The sequence below is a fragment of the Pelagibius sp. genome (assembly GCF_028281305.1).
Lineage (GTDB): Bacteria > Pseudomonadota > Alphaproteobacteria > Kiloniellales > Kiloniellaceae > Pelagibius.
The window spans coordinates 1-15,374 of sequence record NZ_JANQKD010000068.1 but is presented as its reverse complement, the minus strand read 5'-3'; the positions used below and the strand labels follow the sequence as shown (position 1 = coordinate 15,374).

Sequence of the window (15,374 nt, the reverse complement as noted above, 5' to 3'; positions counted from 1 at the left end):
AACAGCAGCTCCATCGCCTGGCGCAGCTCCTCCTCGCGCAGGAAGAGGGGGTTGGGTCCGCCTTTTACGTCAGCCATGTTGACATATCTGCCTAATCTTGTTACACCTGGAGCATCGGATTTGATAAAAAGTATCAATTCGGGACTATCTGATGAATAAAATCTCTGTTTGGTGAGCAATACTGACTGATTTTCCGGGCGGATTGAAGGCCGCCAAAGGGTTTCTGTCGAGCATTATGTCCGTGATCTACGCCGAAGCGTTCCATGCAAAAGGGGACCGGCAAAACGAGGATCATCTACTGAGTGAGGATCATCCACTGGGGGTTTGGGGGTTAGCCATGCGGGCGGCAAGGGCCGGATTGAGCCGGATCGCCTGCCGCAGCTGCCCGGGAACGCAAACGAGCCGCCTTTAGAGCGGCCGAGTTTTAAGGACGAAGAGAGCGATGTCCATACTTCCCTTCGACGACCGTGACGGCGTCATCTGGTACAACGGCGAGATGCTGCCCTGGCGCGATGCCAAGGTGCACGTCCTGAGCCACGGGCTGCACTACGGCAGCTGCGTGTTTGAGGGCGAGCGCTCCTATGCCGGGCGCATCTTCAAGATGGAGGAGCATCATCAGCGCCTGCTGGATTCCGGCACGCTGCTGGGCTTCGAGATCCCCTACAGCCGCAAGGAAATTGACGATGCGTCGATGGCGGTGCTGGAGGCCAACGGCATCGTCGACGGCTACGTCCGGCCGGTGGCCTGGCGCGGCAGCGAGATGATGGCGGTCTCCGCCCAGCAGACCCGGATCCATGTCGCCATCGCCGCCTGGCAGTGGCCGGCCTACTTCACACCGGAGGCGCGCCTGAAGGGCATCCGCATGGCCTGGGCCGAGTGGCGCCGCCCGGCGCCGGAGACCGCGCCCTGCAAGTCCAAGGCCGCCGGCCTCTACATGATCTGCACGCTCTCCAAGCACGCCGCCGAGGCCAAGGGCTATGCCGACGCGCTGATGCTGGATCACCGCGGCCAGATCGCCGAGGCCACCGGCGCCAACGTCTTCCTGGTGCAGGACGGCAAGCTGCACACGCCGATCCCCGACTGCTTCCTGGACGGCATCACCCGGCGCACCGTCATCGACCTCGCCAAGCGCCGCGGCTACGAGGTGATCGAGCGGGTGCTGATGCCCGAGGAACTGGACCGCACCCAGGAGGTCTTCATCACCGGCACCGCGGTGGAGGTGACACCGGTCTCCGAGATCGAGGGCAAGCACTTCACCCCGGGCGAGATCACCCGCAACCTGATGACCGACTACGACGCCCTGGTGCGCCAGCACGCGGCGGCCAAGGTGGCGTAGCTTGTCTTTTCGCGACTGACGGCGCGGCGGTTCCAGCCCGCTCCCCCGCCCGGCCACCCAGCGCAGTATCCTATGGGTAGCCGGGCGGGGGAGCGGGCCGGTGCCGACCAACGAGAGAACAGCCGGGCGGCGCGGAAGAAGGCGCCGCCCGGTTTTCTTTTTGTGGAAAGGAGAGCGCAGATGTCCCGCGCCTTTGTGAAAGAGGACGATGCCGGCGCGCCGGAGGAACGGGTCGACCTGCCGATCTCCGCGCATCCAAACTTCGTGACTCCGGCCGGGCTCGCGATGCTGCGCGAAAGGCTGGCTGTCTACGAGGCCGAGCGCGCGAAGTTAAAGACGCAGGACGATGACCTTGCCGCCCAGGCCCACCTGCCGCGGGTCGAACAGGAGGTCCGCTACTGGGAGGAACGCCTGCGCAGCGCCATCCCGGTCGACCTTGCCGAACAGCCCCGCGACAGCGTCGCCTTCGGCGCCGTGGTGACGGTGGAGGACGCGGCGGGCGCGCGCCACGACTACCAGATCGTCGGCGAGGACGAGGCCGAGCCGCAGGCCGGCAAGGTCTCCTACGTCTCCCCGCTCGCCCGCGCCCTCGACGGTGCCGCTGTCGGCGACCTCATCACCTGGAAGCGCCCGGCGGGCGACCAGGAACTGGAGGTGGTGGCGATTGAGTATGGGGAAGGCGAATCCTAGATGTCCGCATTTGCTAGGGTTCAGTCGCTATAAAGAACCATGACGGAAAGGCCTCGCAGTTTCGCATCTTTTGCGGCTCGGTAGAGTGCGGGCGACATAATCACGGCATGGTGGGCGCTGGCGCCCGATCCGAAATAGGGGGTTGTCTTGAACAGCGGAAGGTCGCAATCGCTCTTGAGTTTGGGAAAGTGGCCGCGAGAGATAGGCTCCCACTTGGTTCGTCCACAATGCCGGCAAGTCTCGCTAGGAAAGTCTGTCAGATCGACGCTGAGGTCGGTCTGAGGAATAGTGAGCTGCACGAATCGTTCCAGCTCACGGCCAGACTTCGCATCCAAAATCGGTCTCGCCTGAAGGCCATAGGGCTTGAACACCTGCTCCCAGGCCTCTGTCGATGCGAAGAGTTCATCAAACACCCAGTTTAGCCCAAAGATGTGACGTCGGCCGTGCTTGGGGCGAAGCTTGATGCGAAACGGGGCTTTCTGCACCAAGCCACAGCCGCATTCGGGGCAATAGTCAGAGCAGTCATAGGTCACACTGAGGTAACCGAAATTGTCGGAAGGTTCCGGACAGCCCTGATAGTTATCGACGACTGCCCGCAGATGCTTTGCTTGCTTTATCTCCTTTGCCGAGAACTTGGTAGTCGCGATGTCGATTGCCTGAAAGCCCTCGATCAGTCTTTCGACCTCGGGCCAGCGAGAGTCTGACTCTTCAATGTCGAAGCTGGAGAACCCTTCGTCCAACTGAATGCCGAGAGCACCGAAAGCCTGCTTTTCGTTGAACGAAACGGAAAGCGAAACACGATGAATAGTCTTCATGCGATCACCTTGCGTAGTGCGGCGCTGTCAGTCCGAAACTCCGGGCAACTTGCGGTTCTGGTGCACTCTTGTTCGAGTGATGGAACTCACACCCCCGGCCCGCGTTCCAAATAAGTGTTGAGGACGATGTAGGACTGGGTGCGGATCATGCCGGGGACCTGGTAGAGGCGGTGGAGGATGTCCTCCAGCGCCTTGGTGCTCTCGCAGCGCACCTTCAGGATGACGCAGGTGTCGCCGGCGACGGCGTGGATCTCCTCGACGCGGGAGTCGTCCTGGATCTCCATCAGCTCCGGCGACTTGCCCCAGCCCTCGGTGTCCATGTGGATGAAGGCGCAGAGGGGACGGCCGACCGCCGCCCCGTCGAGGCGCGCCACCGTGCCGGTGATGGCGCCGGCCTTCTTCAGCTTCTTCACCCGCTCGTGCACGGCCGGCGCCGAGAGGTGCAGCCGCTCCCCCATGTCCTTGTAGGACAGGGTGGCGTCCTCCGCCAGCAGGCCTAACAGCTTTCGGTCCATCGCGTCCATCGGCTGACCTTATCAGGTTCGGCACGGAACGCCATTCGTATTTTCTGGGATGGGGCTGATTCCGCTTTAGACCGAATGATGTTCGGCTATCTATTGGTTCATCACCCGATATCGCACGACGGAGAGGACCATGGCGGAGACGACCCTGGACGCTGCAGGCGCCAAGTTCACCGGCGCCCAGAGCCGCCATCTGGCCTGCCTGATGCTGGGCATCACCGTGGTCGGCATCCAGGCGCTGATGGTGGCGCCGATGCTGACCGACATGGCGCGGGACCTGGGAGTCGGGCCGGCGGCCATCGGCCGCGCCCACGGCGCCTATGGTGCGGGCGTTGCCCTGGCGGCGTTGGCCGCGGCGCCGCGCCTCGACCTCTGGCCGCGGCGCCCGACCCTGATCGCCGCCATGCTGGCCCTCGGGGCGGCGCTGGTGGCGGCGGCGCTGGCGGCCGACGAGTGGATGCTGGCGGCGGCGCTGGGCGCCTGCGGCCTGGCGGCGGGGGTGATCCTCCCCTCGGTCTATGCGCTGGCCGGCGACCTCTCGCCCGAAGCCCTGCGGGCGCGCGCCGTGGGACGGGTGATCACCGGCTGGTCGCTGGCCCTGGTGCTGGGGGTGCCGCTGGCCGCCGTTCTCTCCGACCAGCTCGGCTGGCGCGGCGCCTTCGCGGCGCTGGCCGGCCTGGCGGCGCTCTCGGCGTTCAGCTTTCTCAGCATGCCGCGGCGCGGCGGCGGCGCAGCCTCCGCCGGCGCCGGCTACCGCCAGGCCTTGACCCAGCCGGGCGTGCTGCGCCTGCTGCTGGTGACGCTGGCCTACATGATCGCCTTCTACGGCACCTACACCTTCCTCAGCGATCACCTGCGCGGGCTGCACGACGCGGGCGCTGGCCTCGGCGGGCTGGTGGCGCTGGCCTACGGCCTCGGCTTCGGGGCGGCCATGGTCTTCGACGGCCTGCTCGACCGTCTCGGCCCCTGGCGGGTGGCGGCGCCGGTCTTCGTCCTGCTGGCTTTGCTCTACGTGGCGCAGCCCTGGGCCGCCGCCGCCGGGCCGACAGCGATCCTGCTGCTGTCGGGGCTCTGGGGCGTGCTGAACCACATCGGCCTCAACATCATCGTCTCGCAGCTCTCGGGCGGCCCGGAGCGGACGCGCGGCGCGGTCATGGGGCTTTACAGCGGCGTTACCTACATCGCCCACTTCCTCGCCGGCGCCGCCATGGGCCTGGTCTACGCCGACTTCGGCTTCACGGTGCTCGCCGTCGTCGCCGCCTGCTGGCTGACGCTCGCCGCCGCACTGACCCTGGCGCGCGCGTCGCCTCAAGCGGCGCCCTGAAGCAGGGATCGATAAGCACTGCATCTTTGTCGCGTTCCGCGAGGAAGTGCGTCAGACTTGGCGAAGGATCCGGTTGGGTGTTCAGAGGTTCTTCGGCGGCATCTTCATGGGCAGGCAAGAAACCATCAAGTTCGATCGGCGGTTCTTCGAATCCCGGCGCAGCCGGCAAAGCGCTGCGGTGGAGAGAGTCAGCCACTTCAATCAGGCCGGTCATCTCGACTGCCGGCCCATCGATGCCGTTGTCGATCACCCTTGGACCGCGGATCGATGATCGAACACCACGAGAAGATATGGTGGCAGGACTCCTGGATCCACGGCTGGCGAAGAGAGGCGGGCCGGCTGACGTTTTTCGTCGAGGTCCACCTGATGAAGGATCACCCCGCCTTTGAGCCTTTCGACAAGAAGAAGTATTTCGCCTGCTACAAGACAGCCCTGCTGCGTGTATCCGGTCTCGAGGCCATCCGTGGCCTCCCGCAGGACTCTCACAGCCTGACGTGGGATGAGGAGATGGAAGAGTTCGAAGACGTGGGTGAGATTCAGGTCTTTGATCTCGACCCAAGCGGGCGCGCGCTTCACATCGAGACGGGCAATGCGCCGAGGTGCCCCTACCCGGACTTCGATCTCTGGATTGAATTCGGCGCGATTGAACTCGTTTTCGAGGATCTGGAGCGTCCCTTCAGGAGCGGCACCTAGGCTTAGGAAGGTTTACAGGCCGATCGTCACTCCGCCGCATCCGGATCTCGCTTCACCCAGCGCGCGGCAGCGGCATCGTCGCTGGAGCGGGCGTCGACCCATTGGGCACCCTGATCGGTTTCTTCCAGCTTCCAGAACGGCGCCTTGGTCTTCAGCCAGTCCATGAGGAACTGGCAGGCTTCGAAGGCGGCTTCGCGGTGGGCGGAGGCGGCGGCCACCAGGACGATCTGATCGCCCGGCTCCAGGCGACCGTAGCGGTGGATGATGAGGCTCGCCTCCAGCGGCCAGCGCGCCTGCGCCTCGGCTTCGATCTCGGCCAGCATCTTTTCGGTCATGGCCGGGTAGTGCTCCAGGGTCATGGCGCTGATGCCGCTGCCGCCGGCCATGTCCCGCACCAGCCCGACGAAGACGGCGAGCCCACCGACGGCGGTGTTGCCGTCGGTCAGCTTGGCCAGCTCTGCGCCGACATCGAAGTCCGCTTCCTGGACTCGGATCACAAGTCTGTCTCCCTTGCGGGAAGGGCGGTTCCAGCCCGCTCCCCCTCCCGGCCACCCAGCGCCAGTATCCTATGGGTGGCCGGGAGGGGGAGCGGGCCGGTGCCGAAAACACAGCGAAGCGAAAACACCTTCACCCTCCCGTCACCGGCGGGAAGAGGGCGACCTCGTCGTTCGGGCCGACCGGGTCGCCGGGCCGGGCGAAGGACTGGTTCACCGCGACGCGGATGGCCTCGCGGTCGGAGAGCGCGTCGGCGAACTCCGGCCCGCGGCCTTCCAGCCAAGTCAGCAGCTCGGCCACGGTGGCGACGTCCTCGGGCGGTGTCACCTCCTCCTCCGAGAGGCCGGTCTTGGTCTTCACCCAGGCGAAATACAGCAGCTTCACGGTCGTCGTCTTCCTCTCGCCGCACCCTTCGAGACGGCGCTTCCGCGCCTCCTCAGGGTGAGGCTCATCAGCGAACCTTTGCCCTCATGCTGAGGAGCTTGCGCAGCAAGCGTCTCGAAGCATGGGGAATACGTCTCAATATAGGTTACTGGGCCACTTCGCTGAAGGGCAGGAAATCCACCATCGCGCCCGCCTCCAGGCGGGTCAAGTCCTCGGGCAGTTCCACCAGGCCGTCGGCGGCGACCAGGGAGGAGAGGATGCCGGCGCCGTCGCGCGGAAACTTCTCTGCCGTCAGCGCCCCGGAGGGATCGTCGACAAGGCGCGCGCGCACCCACTCCCGCCGGTCCTTCTTTTTCTTATGATCGAAGCCGGCGCGCACCCGGAAGGTATGGGGCGGCGTGTCCTGCCCGCCCATCAGGCGGAGGATCAGCGGGCGCACGACCGTCAGGAACGTGACCACCACGGCCACCGGGTTGCCGGGCAGGCCGACGAAGGGCACGCGGCCCACCTGGCCGAGGGCGATGGGCCGGCCCGGCTTCACGGCGAGGCGCCAGAGGTGCAGCTGGCCCAGCGCCTCGACGGCTGATTTCACGTGGTCCTCCTCGCCGACCGAGACACCGCCGGAGGTGACGATGAGATCGTGGCGTCCTTCTGCACCGTCCAGGGCGTCGCGCACGGCCTCCAGGCGGTCGGGCAGGATGCCGAGGTCGTCGACATCGCAGCCGAGCCCGGTCAGCAGCGCGTGGATGGTGTAGCGGTTGGAATCGTAGATCGCGCCGGGGCCGAGGGGGCTGCCCGGCTCGCGCAGTTCGTCGCCGGTGGAAAACAGCGCCACCTTCAGGCGCTGCGAGACCAGTAGCTCCTGCCGTCCGACGGCGGCGGCCTGGCCGACGTCCTGCGGGCGCAGGCGCTGGCCGGCGTGCAGCACGGTGGCACCTTCGGTCACGTCCTCGCCGGCCTTGCGGGCGTTGGCGCCGCGCTTGATGCCCGGGCGGATCACGACGGTCTCGCCCTCCAGCCTGCAGTCCTCCTGCATCATCACGGTGTCCGGGCCTCCCTCCTCGCCGGCAGGCATGCGCGCGCCGGTGAAGATGCGCACCGCCGCGCCGCGCCGGGCTTCGGGCAGGTCCCGCTGGCCCGCGGTGATGCGGCCGGCGACCGGCAGACGCGTCTCCTGCTCCGGGTCCAGGTCGGCGTGGTAGACCGCATAGCCGTCGACGGCGGAGTTGGGCGCCGGCGGGATGTTCACCGGCGAGACCACGTCCTCCGCCAGGATGCGCCCCAGCGCTTCGGTCAGGGACACGCGCTCGCTTTCTGTCACCGCGGTGATGCGCTCGCTCAGCAGCCGGCGTGCCTCGGCGACCCGCATCAGCGGTCCGCCCTGGGCAAAGCAGTCGTCGGTGAGCTGGGCCATCGGCGCTACTGGGCTGCCGTCTTCGCGGCGAGGCCGCAGTGGTCGACGATGAAGTCGGCGATGGCTTCGATGTCATTGAGGTCGAGGCGCGGCACCGGCAGGCCAGGCAGTTCCGCGTCTGATGCAACGGCGACCACCTTGGGGTCGTCGGGCTGGATCAGCGGCTTGCCGTGGGCGGGGCGGTGGATCTCGATCTTCTCGTGGCCTTCCTTCTTCCAGCCCTCGATGATCAGCAGGTCAACCGGGCTCATGTGCTTCATGAGGGCGAGGCTGTCGGGCTCGGCCTCCTCGCGCAGCTCGTGCATCAGGGCCCAGCGCTTGCCGGAGCCGATCATCACCTCGGTCGCCCCGGCGGCGCGGTGCTGGTAGGAGTCCTTGCCCGGCTTGTCGACGTCGAAGGCGTGGTGGGCGTGCTTCATGGTCGAGACCGTGACGCCGCGCCGCACCAGGACCGGGATCAACTGGGTGACCAGCGTGGTCTTGCCGCTGCCGCTCCAGCCGGCAAAGCCGATGACCTTCATGGTGTGCCTTCCTTCACCGGCTGCCGCTTTCCTCGCCGACCATGTGCTTCAGGCCGCGGGCCAGATAGTCGTAGCCGGTGATCGCGGTCAGCACGCCGGCGATCCACAGCCCGGCCTCGCCGATGAACTGGACCGGGATCACCGCCGGGCCGGCATCGCCGACGATGAGAAAGCCGAGGGCCAGCATCTGGATGCTCGTCTTCCACTTGGCCAGCTTGGTGACGGGCACCGAGACCTTGATCTCGGCCAGATACTCGCGCAGGCCGGACACCAGGATCTCGCGTGCCAGGATGATGATCGCCGGTATGACGAGCAGACCGGCGATCTGCTGGGTCGCCACCAGCATGACGATGAGCGAGGCCACCAGCAGCTTGTCGGCGATGGGATCGAGGAAGCGGCCCAGCGGCGAGACCTCGTTCCTGTGGCGGGCCAGATAGCCGTCGAAGTAGTCGGTGATGCAGGCCAGGATGTAGCCGGCCAGCGCCAGCCAGCGCAGCAGCGGGGTGTCGAAATAGATCAGGACCAGCAGCAGCGGAATGGCTGCGATCCGTGAAAGCGTCAACAGATTGGGCAGGCTGGTCAGCATGACCGCCGGTCTTCCTTCCTATACTCATACGGCGCCGGGAACAGCGCTCCGGAACTGCTGCAACGACCCCTCTTTGTAGCACAGCCGTGCCGGCCGACCCACTGCGTGAAATGTTCACGCAAAGGCCGGCGCCATCAGCCCTCCCGGTGGAAATGGTCGTAAATCTTGCGCGCCACGGTCTTGCTGATGCCCTCCACCGCCTCCAGGTCGGCCAGGCCGGCGCGGGCCACAGCCTTGGCGGCGCCGAAATGCAGCAGCAGGGCCTTCTTGCGCTTGGCGCCGATGCCCGGCACCTCGTCGAGGACGGAGCGCAGCCGCGCCTTGGAGCGCCCGGCGCGATGGCTGCCGATGGCGAAGCGGTGCGCCTCGTCGCGCAGACGCTGAATGAAGTAGAGCAGGGGGTCGCGCGGCTGCAGCATGAAGGAGGGCTTGCCGGGCACGAAGATGCGCTCGCGCCCGGCGTCGCGGTCCGGCCCCTTGGCCACCGCGGCGATCGGCAGGTCGCCGAGGCCCAGATCGGCCAGCACCTCGCGCCCGCTGTTGAGCTGTCCCTGGCCGCCGTCCAGCAGCACCAGGTCGGGCCAGGTGCCGCCGCTGCGCTCCGGGTCTTCCTTCAGGGCCCGCTTGAAGCGGCGGGTCAGGACCTCGCGCATCATGGCGTAGTCGTCGCCGGCGGCGGTCCCGGGATCCTTGATGCGGAACTTGCGGTAGGCGTTCTTGACGAAACCCTCCGGCCCGGCCACCACCATGCCGCCGTAAGGCTCGCTGCCCTGGATGTGGCTGTTGTCGTAGATCTCGATGCGCTCGGGCGTGCCGTCCAGGGCGAAGACCTCGGCCAGCTTCTCCAGCAGCCTGCGTTGGCTGCTGCTCTCCGCCAGGCGGCGGGCGAGCGCCTCGCGGGCGTTGTGCAGGGCGTTTTCGATCAGCTTGCGCTTGGCGCCGCGCTGCGGGCGCAGGATCTCGATCTTGCGCTCCGCCTTCACCGACAGCGCTTCGGCGAGCAGGTCTTCCTCGTTCAGGCGATGGCTGACCAGGATGGTCTTCGGCACCGGCTTGTTCTCGTAGAACTGGGCAAGGAAGGCGCCCAGCACCTCGCCGATGCCCAGGCTCTTGTCGTGGCTGGGGAAGTAGGCGCGGTTGCCGTAGTTGCGCCCGGCGCGGAAGAAAAAGACCTGCAGGCAGATCTGGCCGCCTTCCTCGTGGGCGGCGATGACGTCGGCGTTGTCGACGCCCTCGATGTTGATGTCCTGGTGCGACTGGATATGGGCAAGGGCGCGGATGCGGTCCCGGTAGGTGGCTGCCGATTCGAAGTCCAGGGTCTCTGCCGCCGACTCCATGGCCGCGGCCAACTGCTGCTGCACCTCCTGCGAGCGGCCGGTCAGAAAGTCGCGCGCCTGGCGCACCAGGTCCTGATAGTCGGCCGCCGAGATGCGCTCGACGCAAGGGGCGGAACAGCGCTTGATCTGATACATCAGGCAGGGCCGGGTGCGTGCGGCATAGACCGCATCGGAACAGGAGCGCAGAAGAAAGGCGCGCTCCAAGGCCGTGATCGTGCGGTTCACCGCGCCGGCCGAGGCAAAGGGGCCGAAGTAGTCGCCCTCGCGGGTCTGGGCGCCCCGGTGCTTGGTGATCTGCGGCACCGCATGGTCGTCGGTCAGAAGGATGTAGGGGAACGACTTGTCGTCGCGCAGCAGCACGTTGTAGCGCGGCATGAAGCGTTTGATGAGGTTGCTTTCCAGCAACAGCGCTTCGACTTCGGTGTGTGTCTCGACCACTTCCATGGCGACGGTCTCGGCGACCATGCGCTGCAGGCGCCGCGGCAGCTTGCCGATCTGCGTGTAAGCCGTGACGCGGCGTTTCAGGTTGCGGGCCTTGCCGACATAGAGCGCATCGCCGCGCCTGTTCATCATGCGGTAGACGCCGGAACTGGCGGTCAGCGTCTTCACCGTATCGGCGATCACCGCGACGCCGCGCGCCAGACCCTGGCCAAGGGTGTCGTCTTCCGGTGTTTCGGAAAACCCGGGTGCGGCCGCCTCACCCTCTGCCGCAGGCTGCGGCAGATAGGGTTCTGCGGGGTCCTCTTCCATGCCCATGGCGGAGCGTTTGCCACCGATGGAAGGGTCGCTCAGACGGCGCTTTGGAGGTCTGGCCATTGCGAATCAAGTGGTTAGGCTGAGGTCTTCGGCAAGGAGGAAATCAACACCCGGGCCGCCGGTCAATGCTCCCGAGGCCCTGGGGATTCTATCCACCAAAGCTGTGGATAAAACTGTGATTATCTAAGGTGGCCAGAAGTCGAGTCTTAGGGAATTCTACATTTTTATTAATCTGCTTAATTTTTAGGCAAATGATATCAAATCATTGATTTATCGTAAGAAAAAACAAGTCAAGAATAAAGTAAACGGCCCTGCCCCAAAAAAGTCATCATACACGAAGGGGGTAATCGAAGTCCTGTAGAACCTGTGTAAAACTGGTGCTTCACAGGAGCCGGGATTGGCTTCTAGAGCAAGGGTTTAGCAGAATCGAGTCCGGCTTCAGCGGCGCTGGCGGCGGCGCTCGATCTCGATGCCGATGCCACCGATATCGGCGTAGCGGTCCAGCTTTTCGATCCTGATCCGTGCCTCGAGGACCTGCGGAAAGCCGAAGCAGATCCCGGCCAGGTCTTCAGCCAGGGTTTCCAGCAGCCTCACGCCCCCTGCCACGCTGCGTTTGCGGATCGCCTCCGCCAGCACCCCGTAGTCGAGCACTTCGTTGATGTTGTCGTGCTGCGGCGGCTGCGGTTCGACCAGCAGGTCCAGGTTCAGGCGGAGGCGCTGGCGGCGGGTGCGCTCTTCATCGCTGACGCCGATGCTGCAGGAAACGGTCAGATCGCGGATGACGACACGCTGGGCCAGAACCTCGCAAGCGGCGTTCGGGTCGTCTGGTGTCTTGGTTGTCGCGCTCATGGAATCAGTATCGGTCTTTGCCGGTCCCCGGGCTAGCCCGGGGTCACCAGAGACAAGGCGTGCCAATTGCTGCTCTCGTTTTCCAGCGACTCAGCCACAGCCGGCTTCTGCGGTTCGAACTGAATCCAGATGAAGGCGACGTAGAGGGCAATGAATACGCCACCCGACACGCGGCCCATGCGCTTGCCGATCAGCATGACCGGGATTGCGATCAGGGTGGCCGCCGCGAGGATCCAGATATCGAAGCCCAGGATCTCGGGCGAGACCACCACCGGCGTCAGAATGAAGAGGGAGCCGAGGATCAGGAGAAGATTGAAGATGTTGGATCCCAGGACGTTGCCCAGCGCCACCTCGGTATGGCCCCGGATGGCTGCGACAATGGCGGTGGCCAGCTCCGGCAGCGACGTGCCGAAAGCCACCAGTGTCAGGCCGATGACCGATTCGGACACGCCTGCGGCGCGGGCGATCTGCAGGGCGCCGCGCACCAGCAGCTCCGAGCCCGCAGCCAGGGCGACGATTCCGCCGACCACCAGCACCAGCGCCAGCCAGGTCGAGCGCGGTGCGGCGCCGGCCTCCTCGATCGCCTCCAGTCCGGTGTCCGCGTCGTTGCCGCCTTTGATCTCGGCGCGATAGCTGGCCCAGAGGTAGGCAACCAGAAGAACGATCATGAAGACGCCGTGCAGCAGGGTCATGGTGCCCATGAAGGCCAGCGCCATGAACACCGCCGTGGCGCCGACCATGACCGCAACGTCCCGGAGAAGGCGCTTGGGCTCCTTGAGGATCGGGCAGAGCAGCGCCGATACGCCGAGGATCAGCAGGATGTTGGCAATGTTCGAGCCCACCACGTTGCCGATTCCGATGTCGGTCGAACCCTGAATTCCGGCGGTCAGGGTAACCACCAGTTCCGGCATCGACGTCGCAAAGGCGACCACCGTGAGGCCGATCAGCAGGGGAGACAGGCCGAAGCGCAAAGACAGGCCGACGGCGCCGCGCAGCAGCACCTCACCGCCGATGAACAGAAGCACCAACCCACCGCCAGCCTGCAGAAATGCTAATGCTGTCATATCCGGAACTGGTTCTCGGGCTGGTTAAGGAGGACGGGTGGCAATCAGGGTGCCGGGTCTGCAAGAGGAGATCCGGCTGCGGCGGCCCGCACAATGGCTGAGCTGCCCTTAAATGTCGATTGTTCTCACGGTTTTCAATTGGTTCTGTGCCGCCGCGGCGGATTTCTGCCGCCTTGGGCTGGTTCAACTGCGCCAAATTCGGGCGCAGGCGCCGGCAGGGGCGCTTCAGTCGGCCCGGCGGGTGGCGGGAACCAGCTTCAAGGCGACGGAATTCATGCAGTAGCGCAGGCCTGTCGGCGGCGGGCCGTCCTCGAAGACATGGCCGAGATGGGCATCGCAGCGGGCGCACAGCACTTCGGTGCGCCGCATCCACAGGCTGCGATCTTCGCGGGTTGCAACCGCGGCGGGATCGATCGCCGCGTAGAACGACGGCCACCCGGTGCCTGAATCGAACTTGGTCTCGGAAGCGAAGAGCGCCTCTCCGCAGCAGGCACAGTGGTAGGTGCCGGGGATCTTGCAGTCGTGGTAGCGCCCGCTGAAGGCCCGCTCGGTCCCCGCCATGCGGGTGACATAGTACTGTTCGCGGGTCAGCTGTTCCCGCCACTCGCGATCGCTTTTCTCGATCTTCGCCGTCATCGTCCGGCCTTTCACCCAGGCTGCTGTGTCTGGTCAAACAGCGATGCTACGCCTTGGCGGGCTGACTTCAAGGCCGGGCGGGGCCGGTCCCTGGCCGCGGCCGGCTTGGACAGCGCCCAAAACCGGGCAGGCCCCCTAGCGGGCAGTCCGGCCGATGCGCAGGATTGTCTCGTGCAGGGCGGAGAGGAAGGCCGAGCGGTCGCGCTGGGAAAAGGGCCTTGGACCGCCGGTGATCTGCCCGGCCTCCCGCAGCTCGGCCATCAGGTTGCGACTCGCCAGAGCCATGCCGATGGAACGGTCGGAAAAGCCCTTGCCATTGTGGGCCAGCACCTCGGCGCCGGCCTTCACGCAGCGGCTGGCGAGCGGCACGTCGGCGGTGACCACGATGTCGCCGCGCCCTGCGCGCTCGGCGATCCAGTCGTCGGCGGCATCGAAGCCGTCGCCCACCACCACCCGCTTGATCAGGGGATGGACCGGCAGGGCGATGATGTCATTGGCCACCACCTGCACGGTCCAGCCGTGCCGCTCTGCGACCCTGTAGATCTCCTGCTTCACCGGGCAGGCATCGGCATCGACATAGATCGTTCCCGGGATCGTGCCGGTCTTCAGGGGAGACGCACGGTTCATGCGGCGAGGGAACCACAGCCCTTTGTGTTTGGCCAGCCGCGTCGCCGATTGCGGGTCCCCCGGCGGCGCCGTCCGTTAAGCGGAGCTTAGGGTTATCCGCGCAAAATATACGCGATATGATTAATCTTATAGTTTGGGTGGAGCTGAACTTTTCCGGCCAGGTTGTGCTGCCCGAGGCGGGCGCCGCGGCCTCGGTCGCCTGCGAGAGCGCCGCATGCCGGACCGTTCCGAACTTGGGCCGTGCTTGGGGCCGTGCTTGAAGATCTCCTGACCCACGCCCTTGATGCCGTTTGGATGGTCGACGAGGACGGCACCGTCCGCTACATGAACCCGGCCGCCGAGGCGCTCTGCGGATTCGACCGTTCGGAACTGGAGGGGCAGCCGCTGGCGCGCATTCTGCCGCCCGAGGTTGCCGCGGTTCATGACCAGCATATGCGCCACTTCGCAAAGCAGGGCCCGCGCTTTGACGTTATGGGCAAGGTCCGCGACTTTTCGATCGTTGACGCCGACGGGAAGTTGATCCCCGTGGGTCTGCGGGCTTTCGAGGTGCCGCCGCAGGACGGCCGGCGCTGCTTCGGTGCCATCATGCGCGACCAGCGCCAGCAAAAGCGGTTGGAGGGGGAACGGGACCGGCTGCTCCACCGCCTCGCGCAGCAGGCCCTGACCGATGAACTCACCGACCTGCCGAACCGGCGCGCCTTTGTCGAGGAGCTGGAGCGGGTTTTGGCTGCCTCGCGCCGCAGCGGGGGCCCGGCCTCCCTGGCCATTCTCGATATCGACCATTTCAAGCGGGTCAACGACACCTTCGGCCATCCCGGCGGCGACTGGACCCTTCGCGCCGTCGCAAAGCTCTGCCGTGCCGCCTTGCGGGGCGAGGATTACATGGCGCGCATCGGCGGCGAGGAGTTCGCCATCGTCTTTCGCGGCACCGATCTCGCAGCCGCGCAGACGGTCGCGGAGCGGGTGCGCCAGAAGGTCGAACAGACGACCATCCAACTGCCCGCAGGCGGCGAGGTAGAGGTGACCCTCAGCATTGGTTTGGCCGCCTTTGAGATCGACAGCGATCCGGATGGCTGGCTCGCTGCCGCCGACACTGCGCTCTATGCTGCCAAGCGCGGCGGACGCAACCGGGTCGCAACGGCCGAGCGCGCGGCGGAGGTCGCGCGGACCGCCTGAGGCCGCTGCGTTTGAAGCGGTTTGAACCTGTGATCCCGCCGGTTCGACGCAGCAGGGAAGCGGGTCGCTCGGCTGGGCGGCACGCAGTCTTCTCGGAGGCGAGCCGGCAAAGCGATGCCCGAACATCAGGCGCTGTTGCGCAAGATCGTA

General features: G+C 65.9%; 17 protein-coding genes and 1 pseudogene. 6 read left to right on the top strand and 12 right to left on the bottom strand.

Translation table 11 applies throughout. The features are described 5' to 3' along the window. Nucleotides 1-442 precede the first annotated feature (442 nt). Both Q0982_RS13860 and Q0982_RS13855 read left to right on the top strand, forming a co-directional pair. The gene (locus Q0982_RS13860) at nucleotides 443-1,336 is read left to right on the top strand and encodes a branched-chain amino acid aminotransferase (protein WP_299396528.1); all 894 of its coding nucleotides are present in this window, start codon (nucleotides 443-445) and stop codon (nucleotides 1,334-1,336) included. Nucleotides 1,337-1,516: 180 nt separating this feature from the next. Further along, the gene (locus Q0982_RS13855; protein ID WP_299396527.1) at nucleotides 1,517-2,026 is read left to right on the top strand and encodes a GreA/GreB family elongation factor; all 510 of its coding nucleotides are present in this window, start codon (nucleotides 1,517-1,519) and stop codon (nucleotides 2,024-2,026) included. A 20-nt stretch (nucleotides 2,027-2,046) separates the two neighbouring features. Here the strand turns inward: Q0982_RS13855 and Q0982_RS13850 are convergent, their stop codons facing one another. Together Q0982_RS13850 and Q0982_RS13845 are read right to left on the bottom strand one after the other, a co-directional pair. Then, nucleotides 2,047-2,841, bottom strand: coding sequence for a hypothetical protein (locus Q0982_RS13850; protein ID WP_299396525.1), 795 nt, complete (start codon nucleotides 2,839-2,841; stop codon nucleotides 2,047-2,049). Between the two features lie 86 nt (nucleotides 2,842-2,927). Then, nucleotides 2,928-3,365 (bottom strand): Lrp/AsnC family transcriptional regulator, encoded by a 438-nt coding sequence (locus Q0982_RS13845; protein WP_299396523.1) that lies wholly within the window; start codon nucleotides 3,363-3,365, stop codon nucleotides 2,928-2,930. Between the two features lie 130 nt (nucleotides 3,366-3,495). On the opposite strand from Q0982_RS13845, the gene Q0982_RS13840 reads away from it, so the two are divergent. The 3 genes from Q0982_RS13840 to Q0982_RS13830 all read left to right on the top strand — a co-directional run bounded on the left by Q0982_RS13840 (nucleotide 3,496) and on the right by Q0982_RS13830 (nucleotide 5,379). Next, entirely contained in the window at nucleotides 3,496-4,686 is a 1,191-nt protein-coding gene (locus Q0982_RS13840) for an MFS transporter (RefSeq protein ID WP_299396522.1), read from the top strand. Nucleotides 4,687-4,792: 106 nt separating this feature from the next. Further along, nucleotides 4,793-4,957, top strand: a complete 165-nt coding sequence (locus Q0982_RS13835) for a hypothetical protein (protein ID WP_299396520.1) — start codon at nucleotides 4,793-4,795, stop codon at nucleotides 4,955-4,957. Next, nucleotides 4,954-5,379 (top strand): hypothetical protein, encoded by a 426-nt coding sequence (locus Q0982_RS13830; protein ID WP_299396519.1) that lies wholly within the window; start codon nucleotides 4,954-4,956, stop codon nucleotides 5,377-5,379. The genes Q0982_RS13835 and Q0982_RS13830 overlap by 4 nt, the downstream gene beginning before the upstream one ends. 26 nt (nucleotides 5,380-5,405) lie before the next feature. Here Q0982_RS13830 and Q0982_RS13825 read toward each other — a convergent pair whose 3' ends face one another. The 10 genes and pseudogenes from Q0982_RS13825 to Q0982_RS13780 form a co-directional block, all read right to left on the bottom strand. Continuing rightward, nucleotides 5,406-5,876: a molybdenum cofactor biosynthesis protein MoaE gene (locus Q0982_RS13825; protein WP_299396517.1), complete on the bottom strand. Its 471-nt coding sequence runs from the start codon at nucleotides 5,874-5,876 to the stop codon at nucleotides 5,406-5,408. Nucleotides 5,877-6,006: 130 nt separating this feature from the next. Beyond that, nucleotides 6,007-6,258: a molybdopterin converting factor subunit 1 gene (gene moaD / locus Q0982_RS13820; RefSeq protein WP_299396516.1), complete on the bottom strand. Its 252-nt coding sequence runs from the start codon at nucleotides 6,256-6,258 to the stop codon at nucleotides 6,007-6,009. Between the two features lie 145 nt (nucleotides 6,259-6,403). Next, the gene (gene glp, locus Q0982_RS13815) at nucleotides 6,404-7,672 is read right to left on the bottom strand and encodes a gephyrin-like molybdotransferase Glp (protein ID WP_299396514.1); all 1,269 of its coding nucleotides are present in this window, start codon (nucleotides 7,670-7,672) and stop codon (nucleotides 6,404-6,406) included. Nucleotides 7,673-7,677: 5 nt separating this feature from the next. Beyond that, a complete protein-coding gene (mobB, locus tag Q0982_RS13810) occupies nucleotides 7,678-8,193 on the bottom strand; it encodes a molybdopterin-guanine dinucleotide biosynthesis protein B (RefSeq protein WP_299396513.1) in 516 nt (171 codons plus the stop codon). Nucleotides 8,194-8,206: 13 nt separating this feature from the next. Continuing rightward, nucleotides 8,207-8,779: a CDP-diacylglycerol--glycerol-3-phosphate 3-phosphatidyltransferase gene (pgsA, locus tag Q0982_RS13805; RefSeq protein ID WP_299396512.1), complete on the bottom strand. Its 573-nt coding sequence runs from the start codon at nucleotides 8,777-8,779 to the stop codon at nucleotides 8,207-8,209. Between the two features lie 134 nt (nucleotides 8,780-8,913). After that, nucleotides 8,914-10,725, bottom strand: a pseudogene (gene uvrC / locus Q0982_RS13800) (excinuclease ABC subunit UvrC); the annotation flags it as partial. Nucleotides 10,726-11,310: 585 nt separating this feature from the next. Next, entirely contained in the window at nucleotides 11,311-11,721 is a 411-nt protein-coding gene (locus Q0982_RS13795; protein WP_299396509.1) for a dihydroneopterin aldolase, read from the bottom strand. A 32-nt stretch (nucleotides 11,722-11,753) separates the two neighbouring features. Beyond that, nucleotides 11,754-12,785, bottom strand: a complete 1,032-nt coding sequence (locus Q0982_RS13790) for a calcium/sodium antiporter (RefSeq protein ID WP_299396508.1) — start codon at nucleotides 12,783-12,785, stop codon at nucleotides 11,754-11,756. A gap of 225 nt (nucleotides 12,786-13,010) precedes the next feature. After that, nucleotides 13,011-13,421 carry a peptide-methionine (R)-S-oxide reductase MsrB gene (msrB, locus tag Q0982_RS13785; RefSeq protein ID WP_299396506.1) on the bottom strand — a complete coding sequence of 137 codons (411 nt, stop codon included), beginning with the start codon at nucleotides 13,419-13,421 and terminating at the stop codon, nucleotides 13,011-13,013. A 135-nt stretch (nucleotides 13,422-13,556) separates the two neighbouring features. Next, nucleotides 13,557-14,048 carry a YaiI/YqxD family protein gene (locus Q0982_RS13780; RefSeq protein ID WP_299396505.1) on the bottom strand — a complete coding sequence of 164 codons (492 nt, stop codon included), beginning with the start codon at nucleotides 14,046-14,048 and terminating at the stop codon, nucleotides 13,557-13,559. 252 nt (nucleotides 14,049-14,300) lie between these two features. On the opposite strand from Q0982_RS13780, the gene Q0982_RS13775 reads away from it, so the two are divergent. Beyond that, the gene (locus tag Q0982_RS13775; protein WP_299396503.1) at nucleotides 14,301-15,224 is read left to right on the top strand and encodes a sensor domain-containing diguanylate cyclase; all 924 of its coding nucleotides are present in this window, start codon (nucleotides 14,301-14,303) and stop codon (nucleotides 15,222-15,224) included. Nucleotides 15,225-15,374: the final 150 nt, after the last annotated feature.